The organism is Cellulomonas sp. Leaf334 (assembly GCF_001424195.1).
GTDB lineage: Bacteria > Actinomycetota > Actinomycetes > Actinomycetales > Cellulomonadaceae > Cellulomonas.
This window is the reverse complement of record NZ_LMOO01000001.1, coordinates 1904446-1923270: the sequence shown is the minus strand read 5'-3', so window position 1 is coordinate 1923270 and position 18825 is coordinate 1904446. Positions and strand designations below refer to the sequence as shown.

Here is an 18825-nt window from a genome sequence, read left to right as displayed (position 1 = left end):
CGCCGCTTTCTCCCTAGCCTTCCCGCATGGAGATCACCGACGTGCTGGGGTTCTGGGCCGTGTCGGTCGTGTTCGTGGTCGCCCCCGGCTCCGACTGGGCGTACGCCATCAGCGCCGGGCTGCGCGGACGCGTCGTCCTCCCGGCGGTCGGCGGGATGCTCGCCGGGCACCTGGCGGCGACCCTCCTGGTCGCCGCCGGCGTGGGTGCGCTGATCGCCGGTGCGCCGGGACTGCTCGGTGGGCTCACGGTCGTCGGCGGTGCCTACCTGCTGTGGCTCGGGTTCACGACCTTCACCCGGCCTGCTTCGCCGCTCGTCGAGGACGTCGCGGAGACGTCGCCGGCGCGCTGGCTGTGGAAGGGGTTCGGCGTCAGCGGACTGAACCCGAAGGTTCTCCTGCTGATCCTGGCGCTGCTGCCCCAGTTCACCTCCACGTCCGCGCCGTGGCCGGTCTGGGCGCAGATCGTGGTGCTCGGCCTGATCCACGTCGCCACCTGCGCGGCCGTCTACCTCACCGTCGCCGTGACCGCGCGCCGGGTGCTGTCCGCCCGCCCGGCCGCCGCGCGGGTGGTGTCGCGCACGTCGGCGGTGTTCATGACCGGGCTCGGCGTCGCACTCCTCGTCGAACAGGCCCTCGTCTGACGGCTCGACCGGCGAGGATGCGTCCATGGACGCACCGACCCTGCAGACCACGTTCCAGGACCTGGCCACCGCGCACGTCGCCGACGCGTGCCTGCGCCTCGGCATCGCCGTCCGGTGCACGCCCCCGGCACTGCGGCCGGCGTGGAGCGGGATCCACGTCGCCGGCCGCGCCCGGCCCGTGCGGCACGTCGGCAGCGTGGACGTGTTCCTCGAGGCGCTCGGGCACGCGGAGCCCGGCGACGTGCTCGTCGTCGACAACGAGGGCCGGACCGACGAGGCCTGCGTCGGCGACCTGGTCGCGCTCGAGGTCGCCCGGGCCGGCCTCGTCGGGATCGTCATCTGGGGCCTGCACCGCGACTCCGCGCAGCTGCGCGACATCGCGCTCCCGGTGGTCAGTCTCGGCGCGTGCCCGAACGGGCCCGAACGCCTGGACCCGCAGGCCGCGGACGCGCTCGCCTGGGCCTGCTGCGGTCCGCACATCGTCACCGCCGACGACGTCGTGCTCGCCGACGACGACGGGGCCGTGTTCGTGCCGCTCGACGGGGCGGCGGAGGTTGCGGTCGTCGCCGCGCGGATCCGGGACACCGAGCGGCACCAGGCGGCGCTCATGGAGGGCGGCACGACGCTGCGCGAGCAGACCCGGTTCGACGACTACCTGGCCGCCCGCGAGCGCGACGGTGTGACGTTCCGGCAGCACCTGCGCTCGCTCGACGCGGCGATCGAGGAGTGAGCGCGGTGGTGGCGTACTTCGACCGTCTCGACGAGACGACCTTCGCGCCGACGGGGCTGGTCAGCGGCGGGTGGGACCCCGGCGAGCAGCACATCGCTCCGGCTCTCGGGCTGCTGGCCCACGTCGTGGAGACGGAGCGGACGCACGGGCTGCAGCTGGCGCGCCTGTCCTACGACATCCTCGGCACCCTGCCCATCGAGCCGGTCCAGGTGCACGTCGAGGTCCTCCGCCCCGGCCGCACCATCGAGCTCGTGCAGGCGACGCTCAGCCACGACGGACGCGCCGCGGTCGTGGTGCGCGCCTGGCTCCTGCAGGCCTACGAGACCTCCCCCATCGCCGGTGGTCCGCTGCCGGCTGTGCCGGGACCCGACGACATGTCCGCCTGGGACCCCGCCGGCACCTGGCCGGGCGAGTTCGTGCGGAGCGTCGAGGCACGCCGGCTCCAGGAGGAACCCGGCCGAGCAGTCTCCTGGGTGCGGACGGCCGTGCCGCTCGTCGCGGACGAGCCGGTCAGCGCGACCGCGCGGGCTCTCGGCGTGATCGACATCGCCAACGGCCTGACACCCCGCCGCCCCACGGACGAGGTCGCGTTCCCGAACGTCGACCTCACCGTCCACCTGGTCGCGGCACCGCGCAGCGACTGGCTCGGGCTCGACACGACGGTCACGTTCGGACCGACCGGGCTGGGCCTGACGCACACGATCCTGCACGACACGAGCGGCCCGATCGGCGCCTTCACCCAGTCGCTGACGGTCCGTCCGCGCCCGTCGTGAGGATGACGAGCTCCTGGGTCGCGCGCGTCATCGCGACGTAGCGGTCGACGGCGCCCTCGATGCCGGTGCCGAACGACTCGGGGTCGACGAGGACGACGAGGTCGAACTCGAGGCCCTTGGCCAGCTCCGGGGTCAGCGACCGCACCCGGGAGGTCCCCTCGAAGGTCGGGTCGCCGATCACGCACGCGACGCCGGTGGTGTGCTCGTCGAGGATCGCGGCCAGGTCCGACGTCGATCCGTACCGGACGGGGACGCCGGTGCTCCGGACGGACGTCGGCACGTTGGCGTCCGGGAACGCCACGCGGATCACCGGCTCGGCCTCCGCCATGACCTCCTGCGGCGTCCGGTAGTTGATGCTCAGCGACGCGAGCTCGACCTGGTGCAGCCCGACGCGCTCGAGCCGCTCCTGCCACGACTCGGCGAACCCGCGCCGCGCCTGCGCACGGTCGCCGACGACGGTCAGGCTCCGTGACGGGCAGCGCCGCAGGAGCATCTGCCACTCCGCGTCGGTCAGCTCCTGCGCCTCGTCGACGACGACGTGCGCGAACGGGCCGGCGAGCGCGTCCGGGTCTGTGCTCGCGGGGCCAGCCAGTGCTGATTCGTCGACGAGCTTGTCGCGCATGTCGTCGCCACGGAGCATCGACATGAGCTTCAGCTCGGAGTCGTCGGTCGCGATGAGGTCGTCGACGATCGTGTCCATGTACGCCCGCTCGGCAGCCAGGGTGGCTTCCTGCCTGCGGCGCCGTCGGGACGCCTCGGGGTCGCCGAGCCGTTGCCGTGCGGCATCGAGGAGCGGCAGGTCGGAGACCGTCCAGGCCCGCGCGTCGGCGCGCTGCAGCGTCCGGATCTCGTCGAGCGTCAGGCCCGGAGCGCACAGGCGCAGGTAGGCGGGGACTGTCCAGAGGTCGCCGACGAGGTCGGTCGGTTCCAGCAGCGGCCACGCGCGGTTGAGGGCGGTGTTCAGGTCCTTGTTCCCCAGCAGCGTCCGGCGGACCTGGTCCCGCTCGACCTCGCCGTCGTCGACCTTGTCCACCAGGATCTCCAGCAGCGCGTCCCGGACCTGGTCGCGGGCCTCGTTGTGCGGCATCCCCGGCTCGGGCGCCTCGAACGCCTCCGCCCAGTCGTCCGCGCTGACCCACACGTCGAACCAGGACGTCTCCACCTCCATGCCGTCCTTCGGCGGCCGCTCGTAGAACCGGACCGCCGGCTCGACGGCCTTCACCAGTTCCACGGACGCCTTGAGCCGGGACACCTCCGGGTCGGCCTCGACCGTCGCCGCAGCACCCTCCGCGACGAGGTCCCGCAGCGTGCACGTCTGGACGCCCTCCTCCCCGAGGCTCGGCAGGACGTCCCCGACGTAGTCCAGGTACGGCTGGTGCGGCCCGACGAACAGCACGCCGCCGCGCCGGTGCCCGAGGCGCGGGTCGGAGTACAGCAGGTACGCGGTGCGGTGCAGGGCGACGACGGTCTTGCCGGTGCCGGGGCCGCCGTCGACGACGAGCGCACCCGACGAGCCCGCACGGATGATCGCGTCCTGGTCGGCCGCGATGGTGCCCAGCACGTCCCGCATCCGCTCGGACCGCGCGGCGCCGAGGCTCGCGACGAACGCGGACTGGTCGTCGAGCGCGGCGCTGCTGGTCAGCCCCTCGGCGGTGAACACCTCGTCCCAGTAGTCGACGACCCGGCCGGCGGTCCACCGGTACCGGCGCCGGCTGACCAGCCCCATCGGGTTCGCGTGCGTCGCGCCGAAGAACGGCTCCGCCGCGGGCGACCGCCAGTCCAGCAGCAGTCGCCGCCCGGCGCTGTCCGTCAGACCGAGCCGCCCGACGTACACCGTCTCGCCGTCGGTCCCGACAGCCCGCCCGAGGCACAGGTCCAGCCCGAACCGCGCCAGCGTGCGGAGCCGGGCGGACAGCCGGTGGATCTCCTGGTCCCGCTCCAGCGCCAGGGTGCCGCTGCGACCGGGTGCCCGGCGGGCGGCGTCCAGCCGGTCGGACAGCTCCGCGATCGACTGCGCGAGGGTCGCCGCGACGGCCGCGAAGTGCTGCTCGTCGGGCGCGATCGACGCCGGGTCCGCCTTGGCGGCGAGGTCGTCGGGAAGGTCGAACGCACGGGTGGTCAGAGGGGTCACGACGTCATCAGCTCCGAACTGGGGCTTGCCGGCCAGGGCACGGTCGGAGATTCTGCGCCGGAGAGGGGGCCTTGCCGCAAGACCCCCCGTCGGCTATACCTTGGAAGAGGCGGGCACCTGTGCTCGCCTTTCGCGTGCCCGGCTCACGACACCTTGCCCTTCAGCAGCCGGTGCCAGTACACCTGCGGCTCCACGTAGCGGTCGAAGAGCAGCAGGCTGCGGCGCGGGCGCACCAGGTCGGGGACCGACGTGGTCGGCTCGGGACGGCCGTCGCGGTCGAACTCGGCGAGCAGGAGCTCGCGGCGTGACGTGGTGACCGGGGCGACCGAGTAGCCGTCGTACCGCCGCATCGTCGCGCCGGTCCGCCGGGCCGAGATGTTGTGCGCGACGACCGGCACCTGCTTGCGCAGCGCCCCGCCCGACGGCAGCGCGACCACGGCAGCCGCGTCACCCAGTCCCCACACGGTGGGGTGCGCGAGGTGCTGCAGGGTGCGCGGGTCGACCGCCAGGAAGCCGTCGCTCGTCGGCGACGTCAGGCCGCTCGACGCCAACCAGTCGGGCGCCCGGTGGGGCGGTGCGAGGTAGAGGGCGTCGTAGCGCAGGTCGTCGACGCCGTCGGGGGTCCGCAGCCGCAGGGATCGGGTGGACGCGTCGACCGACTCGACGCTGGTCCCGGTCCGCACGCGCACGCCGTACGACTCGGCCGCGGCGCGCAGCTCACGGTCGGCGCGCGGGAGGTCGACCAGGTTCTCCCCCGCGACGACGAGCTCGATCGTGATCGCGTCGAGCACGCCCGTCCGGCGCCAGTGGTCTGCGGCGGTGAACAGCGGCTTGAGGCCGACCGGTGCGCAGGGCACGTGCCGGTCGGAGATCGCGAACACCGCTGTGCCGGCCACCAGCGACGACAGCATGGTCCACGTCGACGGTGCGAGCTCCGGCAGGTAGCTCGTCGACGCCTCCGGGGTGCTCATCGCCTGCTGCGCCCCCGGGATCGCGTCCCAGTCCACTCGCGACCCGGGGCACACGGCCAGGTCGGAGTACGTCAGGTCGTCCCCGCCGGCCAGGCGCACGAGCGAGCGCTCGGGCTCGATGCCGACCACCGAGTCCGCGTACCACCGCACCCCGCGAGGCATGACGGACGCCTGCGGCTTGCGCAGGTCGTCGAGCGTGGCCATGCCCGACGCGACGTACGACAGGAGCGGCCGGTACTCGTGCACCTGCTTCGGCTCGACGACCGCGACGTCACGGCACCCGTCGCGCCGCAGCTTCGCGGCGAGCGAGATGCCTGCGTTGCCGCCGCCGATGACGAGGACGTCGTGGTGTCGAGGACCAGCCATGCCACACCGTCTTCCGCGTGCCGGGAACGAACGTCGGGCCACCGTAGGTGCCCCTGCCCGGTGGCGCGCGGTGAGGAGGCCGCGGGGGTGGGCTCAGCCGAGGACGACGTACTCGTTCGTCGTCTCGTCCATGCCGACGAGGGTGCGCCGGGCGGGGCCGACCATCGAGATGCCGTCCGGGTAGTGCGCGCGGAACTCCTCGTGCCCCGACGCCGGGTCGTACGCGACCAGGACGGGTTCTCCGTCCCGCGTCGTCGGGTCGAGCATGACGAGCAGGTGGTGGGCGTCGGTGGCGATCGCGCTCACGGCCATCCGGCGCTCCGTCTCGGTGGCCCAGACCAGCGCGCCCGTCCGCGCGTCCAGCGCCACGACGCCGTTGGCCGTCGTGACGAACACCCGCCCACGCATGACGAGGGCCGAGCCGGCGCTGACCACCTCGTCGTTCGCCCACAGGGCATCGCCGGTGCGCTCGTCCCAGGCGCAGAGGGCGCGGTGGGCCGTGAGGAGCAGCCCCGGGACGCTGTCGTCGTCGAGGACCGTATGGACGAGCCGCCCGTCGACCGTGACGTCACCGGCGGGGTCGCCGTCCGGGGCGAGGAACGTGGTGCGGGGTGCGTCGGCGCTCTGGGACTGCAGGATGATCCTGCCGTCCTGGTCGGTCAGCCAGCCGGCGTCGACCATCCCGCCGAGCTCGCCGTCGAGGTCACGGACGGGCCGGCCGTCCGCGGAGAGCAGCAGCAGGGAGCGTTCGGGCCCGGAGTAGCCGAGCAGGTCACCCACCCGGAACAGGCTGATGCCCAGGTGGTCGTCGTCCGACAACCGGAACCCGCGCGGCAACGGCTCGGCGCGGGTCCAGCGCTGCTCGCCGGTGAGCGGGTCGTACCCGGCGAGGGTGATGTCGGTCGCCGACCAGGAGCCCAGGACGACGACGTCGGGGAGGACGGCGACGTACTCGCCGGCGTCGACGGGCCAGCGCGCCAGGACGCTCCCGTCGGCCACGGACAGGACGACCACCTCGCGGGTCGTGGCCGGCAGCCTCTCCAGACCGGTCCCGCTCGTCGGGTCGACGACGAACGCCCCGTCCGTGACCAGGCAGACGACCCGAGTCGCCGGGACGGGATCGATCGAGGGCGCGGAGTCGGTGACGCACGTGCTGCCCGAGACGACGTGCCCCGACGCGACGGCCGCGAGCGCCGCGGACGGTCCCATCAGCTCCGCGGTCCAGCCGGACCCCCCGCCGGTCCCGTCGACCCACGTGTACGACTGCGAGCCGTCCGTCGCCCGGTCCAGGACGCCCTCCGAGTGACCGAAAAGGGTGCCGGCATCCTCTCCGGCGACCGTCCGGGCGACGGTGATCGTCTCGTCGACGGGCGCGAGCACGCCCGGAACCTGCGCGAGCGCCTCGACCGCGGCGCGCTCGCGTGCGGTGATGACCCACTGCGTGGCGGCCAGCCCAGCGGCGACGACGAGGGCGCCGACGACGACCGCGCCGGGCGCGATCCGGCGCCGGGGCGGCGGGCTGCTCAGGGGCACGTCGTGCTCGTCGAGGAGCTCGACCTCCTGGAGCTCGCCGCGTCGCACCATGGGCGGGACCATACCGATGAGGACGCGCGCAGCCACGCGCAGACACCCGTTCGCCAGCGGGGTGGTGGGGGACGGCCCCACCACCCCCCGGCGGTCAGAGCGCGCGCAGGGTGAACCGCTGGCAGATGTTGTCCAGCCACGGCCACTGCACGAGCGCGTTCCCGTTGGCCAGACCGCAGCCCGACAGGTCGAGCACCTTGCCGCTGTGCCGCGCGACGAGCCGCACGGAGCCGTCCGCGAGCGGTTCTACCCGCCACTGGCTCCCCGCCGCCGAGCACGAGCCCTGCGTGAGCGCGGCCCCATCAGCGGTGGACCCGGACGCGACCAGAAGGCAGCTGCTCGACGACGACGCCGGCTGGACGCGGTAGTAGCCGTTGTCGGTGTGCGCGAACGTCCACCTCTGGCACGCGGCACCGCTCCAGGCCCAGGAGCGCACCGACGTGCCCGCCGAGGTCGAGCAGTTGGCGACGTCGAGCACCTTGCCGCTCTGGCTGCTGACGACGGCGACCGTGCCCGCCGGCGCGAGGCGCCACTGCTGGCACGCGGAGCCGTTCGACGACCAGATCCGGATGTTCGTGGCGTCCGCGGTGCCGCAGCCGGCGAGGTCCAGGACCTTGCCGCTCGCCCGGTTGGTCAGCCGCGACCAGCCGTCGGAGGTCGGCGTGACCTGCCACTGCTGGCACGCGTTGTCGAGCCACGCCCACTGCCGCACGTCCGTGCCGTCGGCGGTGCCGCAGTTCGCGACGTCGACCACCTTGTTGCTGGCCTTGTTGACCAGCCGGTAGTAGCCGTCGGCGGTCGGGTCCAGCACCCAGCGGCTCGAGGTGGCGTCGCAGCCGTACTGCGCGACGTCCGCGCCGTCCGACCCGGAGCTTCCGGTGACGCCTGCGCAGCGCGCGGTGCTCCGGTTGACCAGCGTGTACGCCGCACCCTCGACGGCCGCCGTGATCGGGCCCTTCTCGCCCGACGGGACCGCCAGGTCGGTCGACGTCGACGCCGGGGACCCGAAGCTCGGCGACCCGTCCGACGCCCACGTGAACGGCTGCGCACGCGTCGATCGGGTGTTCCCGCAGCCCTGGCTGCTCGACGCGTTGCCGTGGTAGACCAGCCAGTCCTGCGTGCCGTCGGGGGACGTGAAGAAGCCGTTGTGCCCGGGGCCGTAGACGCCGTTGCCCTGCTGGAGCACCGGCGAGGACCTCTTGGTCCACGCCGACGCGGACATCGGGTCGCTCCCGGTGAGCGTGAGCAGGCCGAGCTTGTAGTCGGGGGTGTTGCAGGAGCTCGCCGAGAACACGATGTGCGTCCTCCCGTTCCGCTGGATGACCGCGGGCGCCTCGTTGGTCCGGCCCCCCTGCGTCTCCCAGCTGTACGTCGGGCGGGAGATCAGCACGCGTGAGCCGGTGACCGTCCAGGGGTTCGTCATCCGGGAGATCCAGATGCTCTGGTCGGAGCCCTGCCACTCGGACCACAGCAGGTACAGCTGTCCGTTCACGGTCAGGTAGCTGCCGTCGATGTTCCAGGTGCTCGGCATCGGCGTGGACTTGAACGCGTACGGGCCCATCGGGTCGTCGCCGGCGCTCTCCAGCACCCGGAGCTTCTGGCCGTCGAGGTTCGCGCTCGTGCCCGACGTGTACATGAGGTACCAGCGGGTGCCGTTCGGGCCGGTCAGCCGGTGGAACTCCGGCGCCCAGAAGTTGAACCCGCTGTCGGCGGCCGTCTCGGACCACACGTGCACCGGGGCGGCGGTGCGCAGGCCCGCGAGGGTCGGGGACTTGCGCATGACGAGCTGCGAGCTCCACGTCGTCGTGGCGAGGTAGTAGCTGCCGTCGTGGAACGTCAGCCACGGGTCGGCGCCGTTGGCGAGCAGCGGGTTGCGGACGGTGTCCTCGCCGACGGCGGTCGCCGCCGAGGACGGCACGACGAGGGCGGCGACCAGGAGCAATGCGGCCAGGGCCAGCGCGGTGAGCCTGCGGAGCGGGGTCATGCGGGACCTCTCAGTCGATGTGAGCGCTCACATCGCTCGGTGCGACCTGCCGTGAGCGGGAAGGGAAGGGGTGCACCTGCTCTCGACGTCCACGTCGTCGTGGACTGCCGGAAAGCGCGTACCGCAGGCCCTCCAGAGGTAGGTCCACGGGCTCGCGGGCGTCAACCGTGCACAACGTTTCGTCGGCCCGGACACGCTCAAAGGGCATTCCCAGGCAGGCGTCCTACCGTGAGCCTGACCAGCCGAGCCGCGTGGAGGAAACCATGTCTACCGAGCCCATCCCGAGCGCCGCCCCCGCCCCGACGCCCGCGACCCCACCGCCGCCGCCGCCCGCCGCCCCCGCCACCTCGGCGCCCGTCGGCTGGGTCATCGCCGCGATGATCCTGTTCTGGCCCACCGGGATCCCGGCGCTCCTCGCGTCGCACCGCGCGTCGCGCGCCCTCGGTGCCGCCGACGCCGTGACGGCCGAGCGCGAGGCGTCGAACGCCCGCCGGTGGGGCATCATCAGCGTGATCGCCGGAGCCGCCCTCATCCTCCTCTCGATCCTCGTCTCCATCCTCTGGGCGTTCCTGGCCGTCGTCGCCCTCCACGACTACCGCGGTGGCAGCGACTGGGAGCACGGACCGCGGTGGAGCGACGAGCGGTCGTTCGACGGCCCGACCGGTCCCGCCATGCCGGACCGCCCCGGCAACGACCGGTAGTGCCCTGCCAGGCCCCCGGGTGCTCGGCCCCGACGTGGGTGTCGTTCAGGGGGCCGTGGCGACAGCCCTGTCGGGTTCGGGACCGGTGCCGCGACGGCGGTCAGCCGCAGACGAGCTCGGGTGGCCGAGGGCCTCGACGATCCTGGTCTCGAGGTGGTCCGCGGACCACACCCGCCAGGACTCGTACCCCTTCGCCGTCTCGACGTCGATCGGCGTCTCGACGCCGTCCTGCCAGAGCCGCGGTCGGTCGTACGGGCTGAGCACGAGCTGGATCGTCGAGTAGCCGGAGTCGCGCTCCCGGTCGTACGGCTCGCATGTGCCGACCCTGCGCCAGCGCCTCTTGTGGATCCCGAGCCCGGTGATCGCGACAGGCGGGAACAGCCGGTCGGCGGCGACGACGTCGGCGATGGCGGCGTCGAGCCCGCCGACGTGGTCGAACACCTCGACGATGATGCCCGAGCCGCGCCTGTCCTCGATGACCCGGCAGAACGCGAACTCGTCGCCACGGTCCCGGAACGCGTCGGCACGGAACCGCGTCAGCACGGGCTCCGACGTGAGGAACAGCGGGATGGCGATGACCTCGCCGGGCTCGACCTGGACGAGCGGGGGCCGTGCCATCAGGGCGCCTCCTCGGTCGGGTGGTGCGCGGCCCATCCTGGTGCGTCGACGCGCACGACGTCGTCGCCGACCAGCGTCGCGAGGTCGGCCTCGAGCCGTGCGAGCTCCGCGACGCCGAGCCGGCGCTCCCACCGGGCGCGCAGCTCCTCGAAGACCGCCTCACCCTCGCGCAGGACGTCCAGGCCGAGCGGCGTCACCTCGAGCCGCTTGCGCCGCGCGTCGGCCGGGTCCGGCTCGCTCGACACGTAACCGCGCTGCACGAGGACCGCGATCGTCTTGGCCGCCGCCTGCTTCGAGACGGCGGTGCGGCGGCCCAGGTCGGAGGCGCTGTCGGCCCCGGCGATGATGGCGCGCAGCGCGAACTCGTGCGTGGGCCGGAAGTCGTCGTAGCCGCGGTCGGCCAGCTCGGCCATGGCCGCGTCGACGAGCGAGCGGAACCCGCTCAGGAGCAGGAGCGCGAGGTCCGCGCCGGAACGTGCCATGTCGGCAGCGTAAGCGTCTCGGGTGGACAAGGACAACGAGGTTGTCTACTGTTATAGACAACCGAGTTGTCTATCTGAGGAGAGCTGCCATGGAGCACCACACCGCCCACCTGGCCGGAACCGGCCTCCACTACGTCTCCGCGGGCTCGACGGGGTCACCGATCCTTCTCGTCCACGGGTTCCCGGAGACCTGGTGGACCTTCCACAAGGTCATCCCCCTGCTCGCCGCGACCCACCGGGTCCTGGCCGTCGACCTGCGCGGGTTCGGCGACTCCAGCACGGCCGACGACGACCACGACAGCGCCACCGCCGCCGAGGACCTGCACGCGCTCATCGCGCACCTCGATCTCGGGCCCGTGCACGTCACCGGCCAGGACATCAGCGGTGGCACGGTCTTCCGGCTCGCCGCCACCCACCCCGAGGACGTCCGCAGCGTCACCGCGATCGAGATGGGGCTCGCCGGGTTCGGCCTCGAAGGACTGGCGGACGTCACGCACGGCGGCTCCTGGCACATCGGCGCGCTCGCGGCCCCCGGGATCCCCGACCTGCTGTTCGCCGGCCGCGAGCGCGAGCTCCTCGGGCAGTGGGCGTTCCCGGGCCTGACCGCGGTCGCGGGGTCGATCACCGACGCCGACGTCGACGAGTTCGCCCGCACCTACGCCCGCCCCGGGGGCTGGCGCGGTGCGGTCGGCCTCTACCGGTCGATGCTCGGCGAGGGCGACGACCTGCGGGCGCTGGCCGCGTCGAGCCCGCTGACGGTCCCCGTCCTGGCCGTCGGCGCCGGCGGCGGCCCGTTCACCGCCGCGACGCTCGGTCAGGTCACCGCAGGCGAGGTCACCGCGGTGCAGCTCGACGGAGTCGGGCACTACGTCGCGATGGAGGCGCCGGGCGAGCTGGCGGCGGCGATCCTCGACTTCGTCCGCGCCGTGGACGCTGCTACCGCGTGAGCCGAGCGAGCCTGTCGACGAGCACGTCCAGCAGCCCGGCGGGCCACGGGAACCGCGGCGCGGCGGGACGGAGCTCCGCGAGACCGTGCAGCGCGGTCCACAGTGCGGTGGCGTCGGCGAACGGGTCGGTGCTGGTCGAGCTCCCCTCGGCCGCGCAGTCCCGGATCGCCGTCACCAGCACCGTGAAGGCCTCGTCGCCCACCACGAGCCTCGGCGGACCGTCCGACTCGACCGGGTCGTCCGTCGGTTCGTCGGGGGTCCACACCCCGCTGAACATCGCCCGGTACCGCTGCGGCCAGCGCGCGGCGAAGTCGACGTAGGCGTGGCTCGCGGCGCGCAGCCGGTCCCGGGGATCGCGGCCCGCGCCCTCGGCGGCGGCGGCGATGTGCTCTTCGAGAGCGTCGAACGCCTCGCTGACCACGGCGACCACCACGTGCTCACGCGTGGGGAAGTGCGCGTAGATCGACGGGGCGGCGATGCCGACCCGACGTGCCACCGCGCGCAGCGTGACGGCCTGCTCGGTGCCGTGCTCGTCCAGCAGCGCTGCGGCGGCCTCGACGATCTCCGCGCGCAGCTGCGCGCCGTGCCCGCGTGGGCTGCGCGCCCGGCGCGGAGGCGTGAGGTCACTCATGGAGCGTGACTTTACATCCGTAAGTACATGTGGCAATACTTACACATGTAACCATACGGACCGAAGGAGACACTCGTGCGCATCGCCACCCGCCACATCCTGCTTGCCGCCCTGACCGGGGCGGCCCTCCTCCTCGGCGGCTGCGCCGTCGACACAGACACCACCCCGACATCGAGCGCCACGGCCGCGTCCGGTGACGACCTCGCCGCGCGCTGGGCGGATGCCTGGAACGCCGGCGACGCCGACGCCATGGCCGCCCTGTTCACCTCGACCGGCACCTACGACGACTACGCGTTCCAGTCCTCCTTCACCGGGCCGGACGGCGTCGCCACGTGGGTCGACATGACGCACGAGGCCATCGGCGACGTCGCCATCGCCGTGGACGAGGTCATCACCGGCCCCGACCGCGCGGTCGTCCGGGGGACCTTCAGCGGACACCTCATGGGGGCACCGACCCCGTTCGCGGTCCCCATCGTCACCGTCATCGAGACCACCGGAGACCAGATCTCCGCGGTCGCGGACTACTACAACCGTGCCGACGTCCTGGGCCAGTCGGGGCTCCCCCTGGACCTGGTCTTCGAGTGACCGACGGCCAGGCCCGCGATCGCGATCGGGCTCTGGGTCAGGGTCGCCGCCAGGAGCGGGAGCGCGACGAAGGTGATGCCGTCGGCCACGTTCGCCGCGGCGTTCCCGGCCCAGGCCGGGGTACCCAGCGGATCGCCTCTGGCGTGCGCCTCGTGCAGGCTGTTGCTCGTGACCGCGCCCTGCACACCCGCCGCCGCGGCGTCCGCATGAGCGTCGCGCGCACCGACGCCGACGTCGCCGTGTTCGCCGCCGAGGCCGGTGCCGCCGTCGTCCGGGCGGCCTACGGGCGGGACGTGACCCGCCACGCGAAGGCGGGCACGGACTTCGCGACGGACACCGACCTCGACGCCGAACAGGCGATCCTCGCGGTGCTCGCCGCGGAGTGCCCGGGGGACTCGGTCCTCGCGGAGGAGTCCGGGGCGAGCAGCCGGCCCGGGTCGCGCCGCTGGTTCGTCGACCCCCTCTGCGGGACGCTGAACTTCGCCGCGCAGACCCCGTTGGTCGCTGTCAACGTCGCGCTCGTCGACGAGGTGGGCGTGGTCGCCTGTGCCGTGGCGGACCCGATCGCCCGGGAAGTCTTCTGGAGCGACCGCACGGGGGCGTCGCTCCGCTGTGACGGCATCGACGTGCCGCTGCGCCCGTCGGCCGTGTCGCGGCTGGTCGACGTCAACTGCGACGGTCCGCTCGACCGGCCGTTCGTCGGGCCGCAGCTGCTCGCGGACCCCGCGTTCCGGGCGGAGTTCGGGCCGCGCGCCCTGTCGACGACGCTCGCGCTCGCGTGGGTCGCGACGGGTCGGCGTGCGGGCTACGTCAGTGACGGGGTGCTCGCCGACAGCGTGCACTTCGCCGCCGGGATCGCGTTGTGCCTAGCGGCCGGCTGCGTCGTGACGGACCTTGCCGGCGGTCCCGTCCCGACGGGCCGGGGCCTGCTCGCGGCGGCGGACGGGCCGACGCACCGGCGACTGCTCGACCTCGTGCGGCCCCACCTGGCCAGGACGCCGGCCACACCGTGACCGCGGCCTCGGTGATCGCCGCCCTCGCGACAACCGCCCACGTCCTCGCCCCGCCGGACCTGCCCTGGGGCTGTCGTCGGTGCCCGGCAGTCACGGCTCCAGATCCGCGTCGATCGCGTCGTCCGGGGTGCCGGCGTCCGCCGGGCAGTCGATGTCGCTGAGGGTCACCGCGCCAGAGCCGTGGTCGAACGTCGCATCGAAGCACAGTCGCGCGTAGGCCATGACGTTCGACGGGAAGCTCGACTCGGACGCGCTGCCGACCACCGCGACCGGCCAGGTCGTCGTCCGGCCGGTCGTGACACCCGGACCGTTCCACATCGCGATGGTGCTGCCCTCGAGCGACTGCTCGAGCGCGTCGACGACCTCCTCGGGCGTGGAGCCGGCCTCGTCCTGCACCACGGACCCCAGCCACGCCTGCACGGCTTGGGCGTTGCTCCTCGCCTCGGTCGCCGCCTGGCGCTCCATGTCACGCCGGTCCGGTGCGCAGCCGGTCGACAGCAGGGCGAGGACGGCCACGGCGAGCGCCGCAGCCGTCCTCCCCCACCGGCGTGGGGTCACGGGGTCATGCCCGCCAGAGCCGTCGTCGCGACTCCGGCGTACGTGAGATACCCGTTCGCCTTCGGGTGCGCGGACTGGAATGAGGTCAGCTGCGCGGGCTCTCCCTCGGTCTGCGTCATGACGAGGCCGTGGATCTGTTCCGGGTTCCCGCAGATGCCGAGGCCGTCGAACGCATCGATCGGTGACACGAACGTCGCAAAATCCGTGCCTACCTCGGCGTTGGCGTCGGCCACTGCGCCCGCCATCGACGCACCGAGCTGGACGGCGAGGTCGTTGAGCCAGTAGATCTCGCTGGGCGTCAACGCATTCGTGAGGACGTCGAAGCACACGCCGGAGAAGAGCTTGGGGTAACCCATCAGCATGACGTCGGCATTCGGGCCCTCGCCCCTGATCTTCACGAGCGTGTCCTTGACCCTCGTGCGAACGGTCGTGGCGATCTTGGCCTCGAGCTCGCTCCGGAAGTTCGTCTCGCCGGGCAGGGGGAGCACCTCACAGTTCGGATGGACGATGTTCCACGGACCCGCACACTCGAGGAGCACCTCGCTGAACCCGGCGTCGTTCCCCCCGATGGAGAGAGTGACCAGGGTGGTGCTCTCGTCCACGAACCCTCGCTCGAGCTGCCCGAGCTCCCCGTACCTCTCGTCGTAGTCGACGTCCCAGGTGTACGCGCCGGAGCAGGCGAGCAGGTGGTAGTCGAGCGCAGGGTCCCACGCATCCGCGCGCTGACCGACCGGCGTGCTCGAACCCGGGAGCGTCATCATGCGGGACCACGTGAGCGGCGACCTGTGGCACGCGTTCGTGTAGCGCGGGTCGGATCCGTGCGTGTCCGTCTCCGCGTAGTACTGCGCCGCACCCTCTCCGGAGGAGTAGGAGTCCCCGAGCGCGACGACGACGTCCTTGGGCTTCTCGTCCAGTGGCACGAAGGCGACCGCGTCGAAGGCGATGTCCTCGTTCTTGTTGACCGTCACGACGGGATCGTCGCCGTCGTCGCCGTCGGCGGTTCTCGTGGAGAGGTAGACCTCAGGGACCCCGTCCATCTCGAAGACACCGAGGGAGACCCAGCCGTTGCGCTGGGTCCGTTGCAGGATCGTGCGTTCGGGCCACGGACCCTTTCCGGTGTTCACCCTGTACGTCGCCTGCCGGGTGTGTGCGCCGTGGTCGGGGACGTGCACCAGGACTCGGGCCCACTGGTGCAGCTCACGGTCGAGCGTCCAGCTCCCGGTGAACTCCATGGAGTCGCCCCGCACCCCCGCCTGCCGGGTGTGCCCGAACCAGAAGTGGCCACCGAACCCCGCACCGAGCTGGTGCAGGTCCATCTTCGAGGGGAACTCCGTCGGGTCGCTCCCGCTGTTGAAGGTGAATCTGAAGGAGCCCACCGACGGGACCGCCGAGCACCCACCTCGGACGACGGGGGTGCCTGCGGGCACGTCGTCGACCACCAGCGTTCCGGCGGGGAGTTCCGCCGTCGTGCAGACCGGCGGGTAGGCGTTGCCGTCCTCCTGGTAGGCGTAGCCGGCGACGAACCGGAGGAACGCGTTGCCGCAGGTGACCGAGCAGTTGGCCTTGTAGGTGACGGGCTCGTGGTACCAGCACCGGTGGTCGAGCACGCCGTTGCTGTTCTCGTGGAAGCACTGCGCGTCCATGCCGGGCTCGTACGCGCAGTCGTTGACCTCAGGGCTGCAGAAGGCGTCGACCGGCGGCTTGGCCCCGAGCCGGTTGGTGTTGTCCAGGCTGTTCTCACCGTTCCACCACGCCGCGCGGTACGCACCGACGAACGTCCCCGGCGACTCCATGAGCGACGGCGGGAAGGCCGCGAAGCCGATGACCTTCTCGGGGTAGGGCCAGTCCTGCGGATGCGTCGCGTCGGACGGCTTCTTGTGGAAGAAGCCGCGGCTGGGCGAGTAGCTCGGGTTCACGGGGTTGTTGTTCCAGCCGACGCCCCACGCACCGTTGCGCTCCAGCGTGTCCTTGTCGGCCTCGGGGTAGAACCCCGAGTTGTACGCCCAGATCGCGTAGAACCAGTTCTCGATCTTGGCCGGGTTGCCGTCGTTGATCGTCATGCCGGCGTTGCGGGTCTGGTTCCACTTCTCCTGCAGGATCTGCAGTCCGGCCGCGACGTTGGCGGCGAAGTCGAGCGCGATGGCCCGCTGCTGGTTCCACGACCGACCGCCGGGCATACCCGTGTCGGACAGCCGCATCCCGTCCGTGACCTGGGAGACGCCGTACCCGCAGTCGGCCGACGCGAAGTCCGGGTTCCACAGGTCGGCGGGGTTCGCGGGCGTGTAGTCGATGCCGTAGTAGTTCCCGATCAGCGGGCTGCCCGTCACGCCGGGAACGACGTAGCCGTTGGCCTGCCAGAGGTTCGACTCCTGCGCGAGGATCCCGAGCATGATCTGCGAGGGCACCTCGCCGCCGCCGCTGAGCGGGATCGACGGGAACATCGTCTGCGGCTTGTAGGCCGGCATGGCGAGGTTCTTCCAGTTGTTCGGCCGCTGGACGTTGAGCACGCCCTTCACGGCCTGGTTGACCGCCCACTCGACCTGCCGCGGCTTGGGCTGCACAGCCTGGTTGAGGACGGAGTTGCGCGGCACCGAGCAGCCCCGGCCGACGTCGACCGGGTCGTGCACACCCGTCGGGTCCCCGGACGCCGCGAGCGTCGTCGCTGCCCCCGTCGTGGTCGTGGCCGTGCGCTCCAGGCTCCGCGAGGTCCCGGGGGTCTCCCGGTCGACCGGCGGCGCAGCCGGGCCGTCCGCGGCCGGAGGCTCGGAGGCGACCGGTGTGCTCTCGACGATCACGTCGACGGTCGCCGCGCGGCCGGTCTCGAGACTCGTCACGCGGGTCTCCAGCGTCTCGAGGGTGGCGGTCGGGTCGACGGAACCGTCGGGCGTCGCGACGGGGCCGCGGTCGCTGGTCACGTCGACCACGACCGACCCGTCCGCACTGACCTCGGCCTCCGTCCCGACGGCGGCGACCCGCACGGACGAGGGCAGCGTGCGGGTCGGCTTCGCCTTGCCCGTCAGCAGGACCTGGCCGTGCGCGGTCCTGGTCACGCCGACCTCGGTGAGCGGGCCCCTCGCGAGAACCGGTGCCTCGAGCCTGGGCTTCGGCGTGGCGAGCCGTGCGGCGTCGAGGCGGTGGACGGTCGCGGTGGTGCCGTCGTGGTCGAGGAAGACCACGCCACCGTCGGCGTCGGTCGCGAGCTCGTAGGGGACGGACTTCGCACGGGCCAACGGGGTGATGTGCCCGGACGGCTCGACGCGTGCGACCTGCGCGCCGATGGCGGCCACGAGGCCCGACCTGGTGGGGATCGCGGAGGTGACCTGACCACCGACCTCGACGGGCGCGGCCACCTGACCGCTCCCTGCGTCGACGCTGACCAGGCGGGTGGCGTTGATCTCCTCGCCCCCGGAGACCGTCAGCACGGCCTGCTCCTCGAAGCCGCACGACGGTGTGAAGTACTCGAGGCTCCCACGCACGGGCAGGTCGGTCACCGCCCCGGAGGCCAGGTCGACGGTCGCGGTCCACGCGCCCTGGAGGAACAGCTCCGGCTCGTTGGTGAACGACCGCGGCGCGTACGCCACGACGAGGCGGTCACCGGAGGACGTCAGGCATGCGTTGCCGATCCACCGGTCCGTCTCGACCCCCGGTCGGGTCAGCGTCGCGACGGTGCGCCAGGCGTACCCGTCCGCGGCGTCCGCGACGAGCACGTGCAGGCCGGACGGGTCGCCCGACAGCGTCCACGCCTGGTCGGACGACGTCTCCCACCCCTCGCCGAGGGTGGCGTCGCGCTCCTCGGACGGGATCTCGGTCACGAGCTCACCGACCTCGGGGACCTCGACCGGCTCGTCGGCGGTCGGGGGGAGCGACGACGGCCCTCCCGGTGGCTGGGCGTTCGACGGGGCTGGTGTCGGTGCAGCTGGCGGTGCCGCCTGGGCACCGGTCATGGACAGTGCACCGACGACGACCACGGCGGCCAGCGTCCGAGCTAGACGGTTGGTGTGCATGCGCCCCCTGCCTCACGCGTCGACACCCTCTGGCCGTCGCGGTCACAAGATGTCGGACACGGGCGTCACCCGTCAATGGGCTGTGACAGACAAAGGGGTCATCTCA

The 18825-nt window shown here is 72.6% G+C and carries 16 protein-coding genes; 7 read left to right on the top strand and 9 right to left on the bottom strand.

All coding sequences use genetic code 11. The features are described from left to right. Positions 1-26: 26 nt before the first annotated feature. The 3 genes from ASF78_RS08785 to ASF78_RS08775 are packed head-to-tail and all read left to right on the top strand — an operon-like array spanning position 27 to position 2144. A complete protein-coding gene (locus tag ASF78_RS08785; protein ID WP_056586951.1) occupies positions 27-641 on the top strand; it encodes a LysE family translocator in 615 nt (204 codons plus the stop codon). A 25-nt stretch (positions 642-666) separates the two neighbouring features. Next, positions 667-1371, top strand: coding sequence for an RraA family protein (locus tag ASF78_RS08780; protein ID WP_056586948.1), 705 nt, complete (start codon positions 667-669; stop codon positions 1369-1371). Between the two features lie 5 nt (positions 1372-1376). Next, complete coding sequence (locus ASF78_RS08775) at positions 1377-2144, top strand: thioesterase family protein (RefSeq protein ID WP_200940531.1); 768 nt, start codon at positions 1377-1379, stop codon at positions 2142-2144. Here the strand turns inward: ASF78_RS08775 and helR are convergent. The 4 genes from helR to ASF78_RS08755 all read right to left on the bottom strand — a co-directional run bounded on the left by helR (position 2107) and on the right by ASF78_RS08755 (position 9180). Continuing rightward, entirely contained in the window at positions 2107-4275 is a 2169-nt protein-coding gene (gene helR / locus ASF78_RS08770; protein ID WP_056586945.1) for an RNA polymerase recycling motor ATPase HelR, read from the bottom strand. The two genes, ASF78_RS08775 and helR, sit on opposite strands and share 38 nt — an antisense overlap. Positions 4276-4418: 143 nt before the next feature. Continuing rightward, positions 4419-5612, bottom strand: coding sequence for an NAD(P)/FAD-dependent oxidoreductase (locus ASF78_RS08765; protein WP_056586942.1), 1194 nt, complete (start codon positions 5610-5612; stop codon positions 4419-4421). Positions 5613-5705: 93 nt separating this feature from the next. Then, entirely contained in the window at positions 5706-7196 is a 1491-nt protein-coding gene (locus ASF78_RS08760) for a PQQ-binding-like beta-propeller repeat protein (RefSeq protein ID WP_056586938.1), read from the bottom strand. Between the two features lie 94 nt (positions 7197-7290). After that, entirely contained in the window at positions 7291-9180 is a 1890-nt protein-coding gene (locus tag ASF78_RS08755) for an RICIN domain-containing protein (RefSeq protein WP_056586935.1), read from the bottom strand. Between the two features lie 263 nt (positions 9181-9443). Here ASF78_RS08755 and ASF78_RS08750 point away from each other — a divergent pair, with 263 nt between their 5' ends. Next, on the top strand, positions 9444-9881 hold the full coding sequence (locus tag ASF78_RS08750) for a CD225/dispanin family protein (protein WP_056586933.1): 438 nt from the start codon (positions 9444-9446) through the stop codon (positions 9879-9881). Between the two features lie 45 nt (positions 9882-9926). Here ASF78_RS08750 and ASF78_RS08745 read toward each other — a convergent pair whose 3' ends face one another. Continuing rightward, positions 9927-10499 (bottom strand): Imm26 family immunity protein, encoded by a 573-nt coding sequence (locus ASF78_RS08745; RefSeq protein WP_162243346.1) that lies wholly within the window; start codon positions 10497-10499, stop codon positions 9927-9929. Beyond that, positions 10499-10981: a MarR family winged helix-turn-helix transcriptional regulator gene (locus ASF78_RS08740; protein WP_056586927.1), complete on the bottom strand. Its 483-nt coding sequence runs from the start codon at positions 10979-10981 to the stop codon at positions 10499-10501. Before ASF78_RS08740 ends, ASF78_RS08745 begins: the two co-directional genes overlap by 1 nt. 89 nt (positions 10982-11070) lie before the next feature. On the opposite strand from ASF78_RS08740, the gene ASF78_RS08735 reads away from it, so the two are divergent. Next, positions 11071-11928, top strand: a complete 858-nt coding sequence (locus tag ASF78_RS08735; protein WP_056586924.1) for an alpha/beta fold hydrolase — start codon at positions 11071-11073, stop codon at positions 11926-11928. Here ASF78_RS08735 and ASF78_RS08730 read toward each other — a convergent pair. Continuing rightward, positions 11918-12559 (bottom strand): TetR/AcrR family transcriptional regulator, encoded by a 642-nt coding sequence (locus tag ASF78_RS08730; protein WP_056586920.1) that lies wholly within the window; start codon positions 12557-12559, stop codon positions 11918-11920. The two genes, ASF78_RS08735 and ASF78_RS08730, sit on opposite strands and share 11 nt — an antisense overlap. Positions 12560-12634: 75 nt before the next feature. Here ASF78_RS08730 and ASF78_RS08725 point away from each other — a divergent pair, with 75 nt between their 5' ends. Both ASF78_RS08725 and ASF78_RS08720 read left to right on the top strand, forming a co-directional pair. After that, entirely contained in the window at positions 12635-13144 is a 510-nt protein-coding gene (locus ASF78_RS08725; protein WP_056586917.1) for a nuclear transport factor 2 family protein, read from the top strand. 206 nt (positions 13145-13350) lie between these two features. Then, positions 13351-14157 carry an inositol monophosphatase family protein gene (locus tag ASF78_RS08720; RefSeq protein WP_056586914.1) on the top strand — a complete coding sequence of 269 codons (807 nt, stop codon included), beginning with the start codon at positions 13351-13353 and terminating at the stop codon, positions 14155-14157. A 90-nt stretch (positions 14158-14247) separates the two neighbouring features. Here the strand turns inward: ASF78_RS08720 and ASF78_RS08715 are convergent, their stop codons facing one another. Then, positions 14248-14715, bottom strand: coding sequence for a hypothetical protein (locus tag ASF78_RS08715; RefSeq protein WP_156374084.1), 468 nt, complete (start codon positions 14713-14715; stop codon positions 14248-14250). Beyond that, a complete protein-coding gene (locus ASF78_RS08710) occupies positions 14712-18719 on the bottom strand; it encodes an SGNH/GDSL hydrolase family protein (RefSeq protein ID WP_056586906.1) in 4008 nt (1335 codons plus the stop codon). The genes ASF78_RS08715 and ASF78_RS08710 overlap by 4 nt, the downstream gene beginning before the upstream one ends. Between the last annotated feature and the right edge of the window lie 106 nt (positions 18720-18825).

Excerpts from the sequence above, each read along its gene's own strand:
- ASF78_RS08785 (WP_056586951.1), top strand. The coding sequence starts at position 27 with ATGGAGATCACCGACGTGCTGGGGTTCTGGGCCGTGTCGGTCGTGTTC.
- ASF78_RS08780 (WP_056586948.1), top strand. The coding sequence starts at position 667 with ATGGACGCACCGACCCTGCAGACCACGTTCCAGGACCTGGCCACCGCG.
- ASF78_RS08765 (WP_056586942.1), bottom strand. The coding sequence starts at position 5,612 with ATGGCTGGTCCTCGACACCACGACGTCCTCGTCATCGGCGGCGGCAAC.
- ASF78_RS08760 (WP_056586938.1), bottom strand. The coding sequence starts at position 7,196 with ATGGTGCGACGCGGCGAGCTCCAGGAGGTCGAGCTCCTCGACGAGCAC.
- ASF78_RS08755 (WP_056586935.1), bottom strand. The coding sequence starts at position 9,180 with ATGACCCCGCTCCGCAGGCTCACCGCGCTGGCCCTGGCCGCATTGCTC.
- ASF78_RS08750 (WP_056586933.1), top strand. The coding sequence starts at position 9,444 with ATGTCTACCGAGCCCATCCCGAGCGCCGCCCCCGCCCCGACGCCCGCG.
- ASF78_RS08745 (WP_162243346.1), bottom strand. The coding sequence starts at position 10,499 with ATGGCACGGCCCCCGCTCGTCCAGGTCGAGCCCGGCGAGGTCATCGCC.
- ASF78_RS08740 (WP_056586927.1), bottom strand. The coding sequence starts at position 10,981 with ATGGCACGTTCCGGCGCGGACCTCGCGCTCCTGCTCCTGAGCGGGTTC.
- ASF78_RS08735 (WP_056586924.1), top strand. The coding sequence starts at position 11,071 with ATGGAGCACCACACCGCCCACCTGGCCGGAACCGGCCTCCACTACGTC.
- ASF78_RS08730 (WP_056586920.1), bottom strand. The coding sequence starts at position 12,559 with ATGAGTGACCTCACGCCTCCGCGCCGGGCGCGCAGCCCACGCGGGCAC.
- ASF78_RS08720 (WP_056586914.1), top strand. The coding sequence starts at position 13,351 with ATGAGCGTCGCGCGCACCGACGCCGACGTCGCCGTGTTCGCCGCCGAG.
- ASF78_RS08710 (WP_056586906.1), bottom strand. The coding sequence starts at position 18,719 with ATGCACACCAACCGTCTAGCTCGGACGCTGGCCGCCGTGGTCGTCGTC.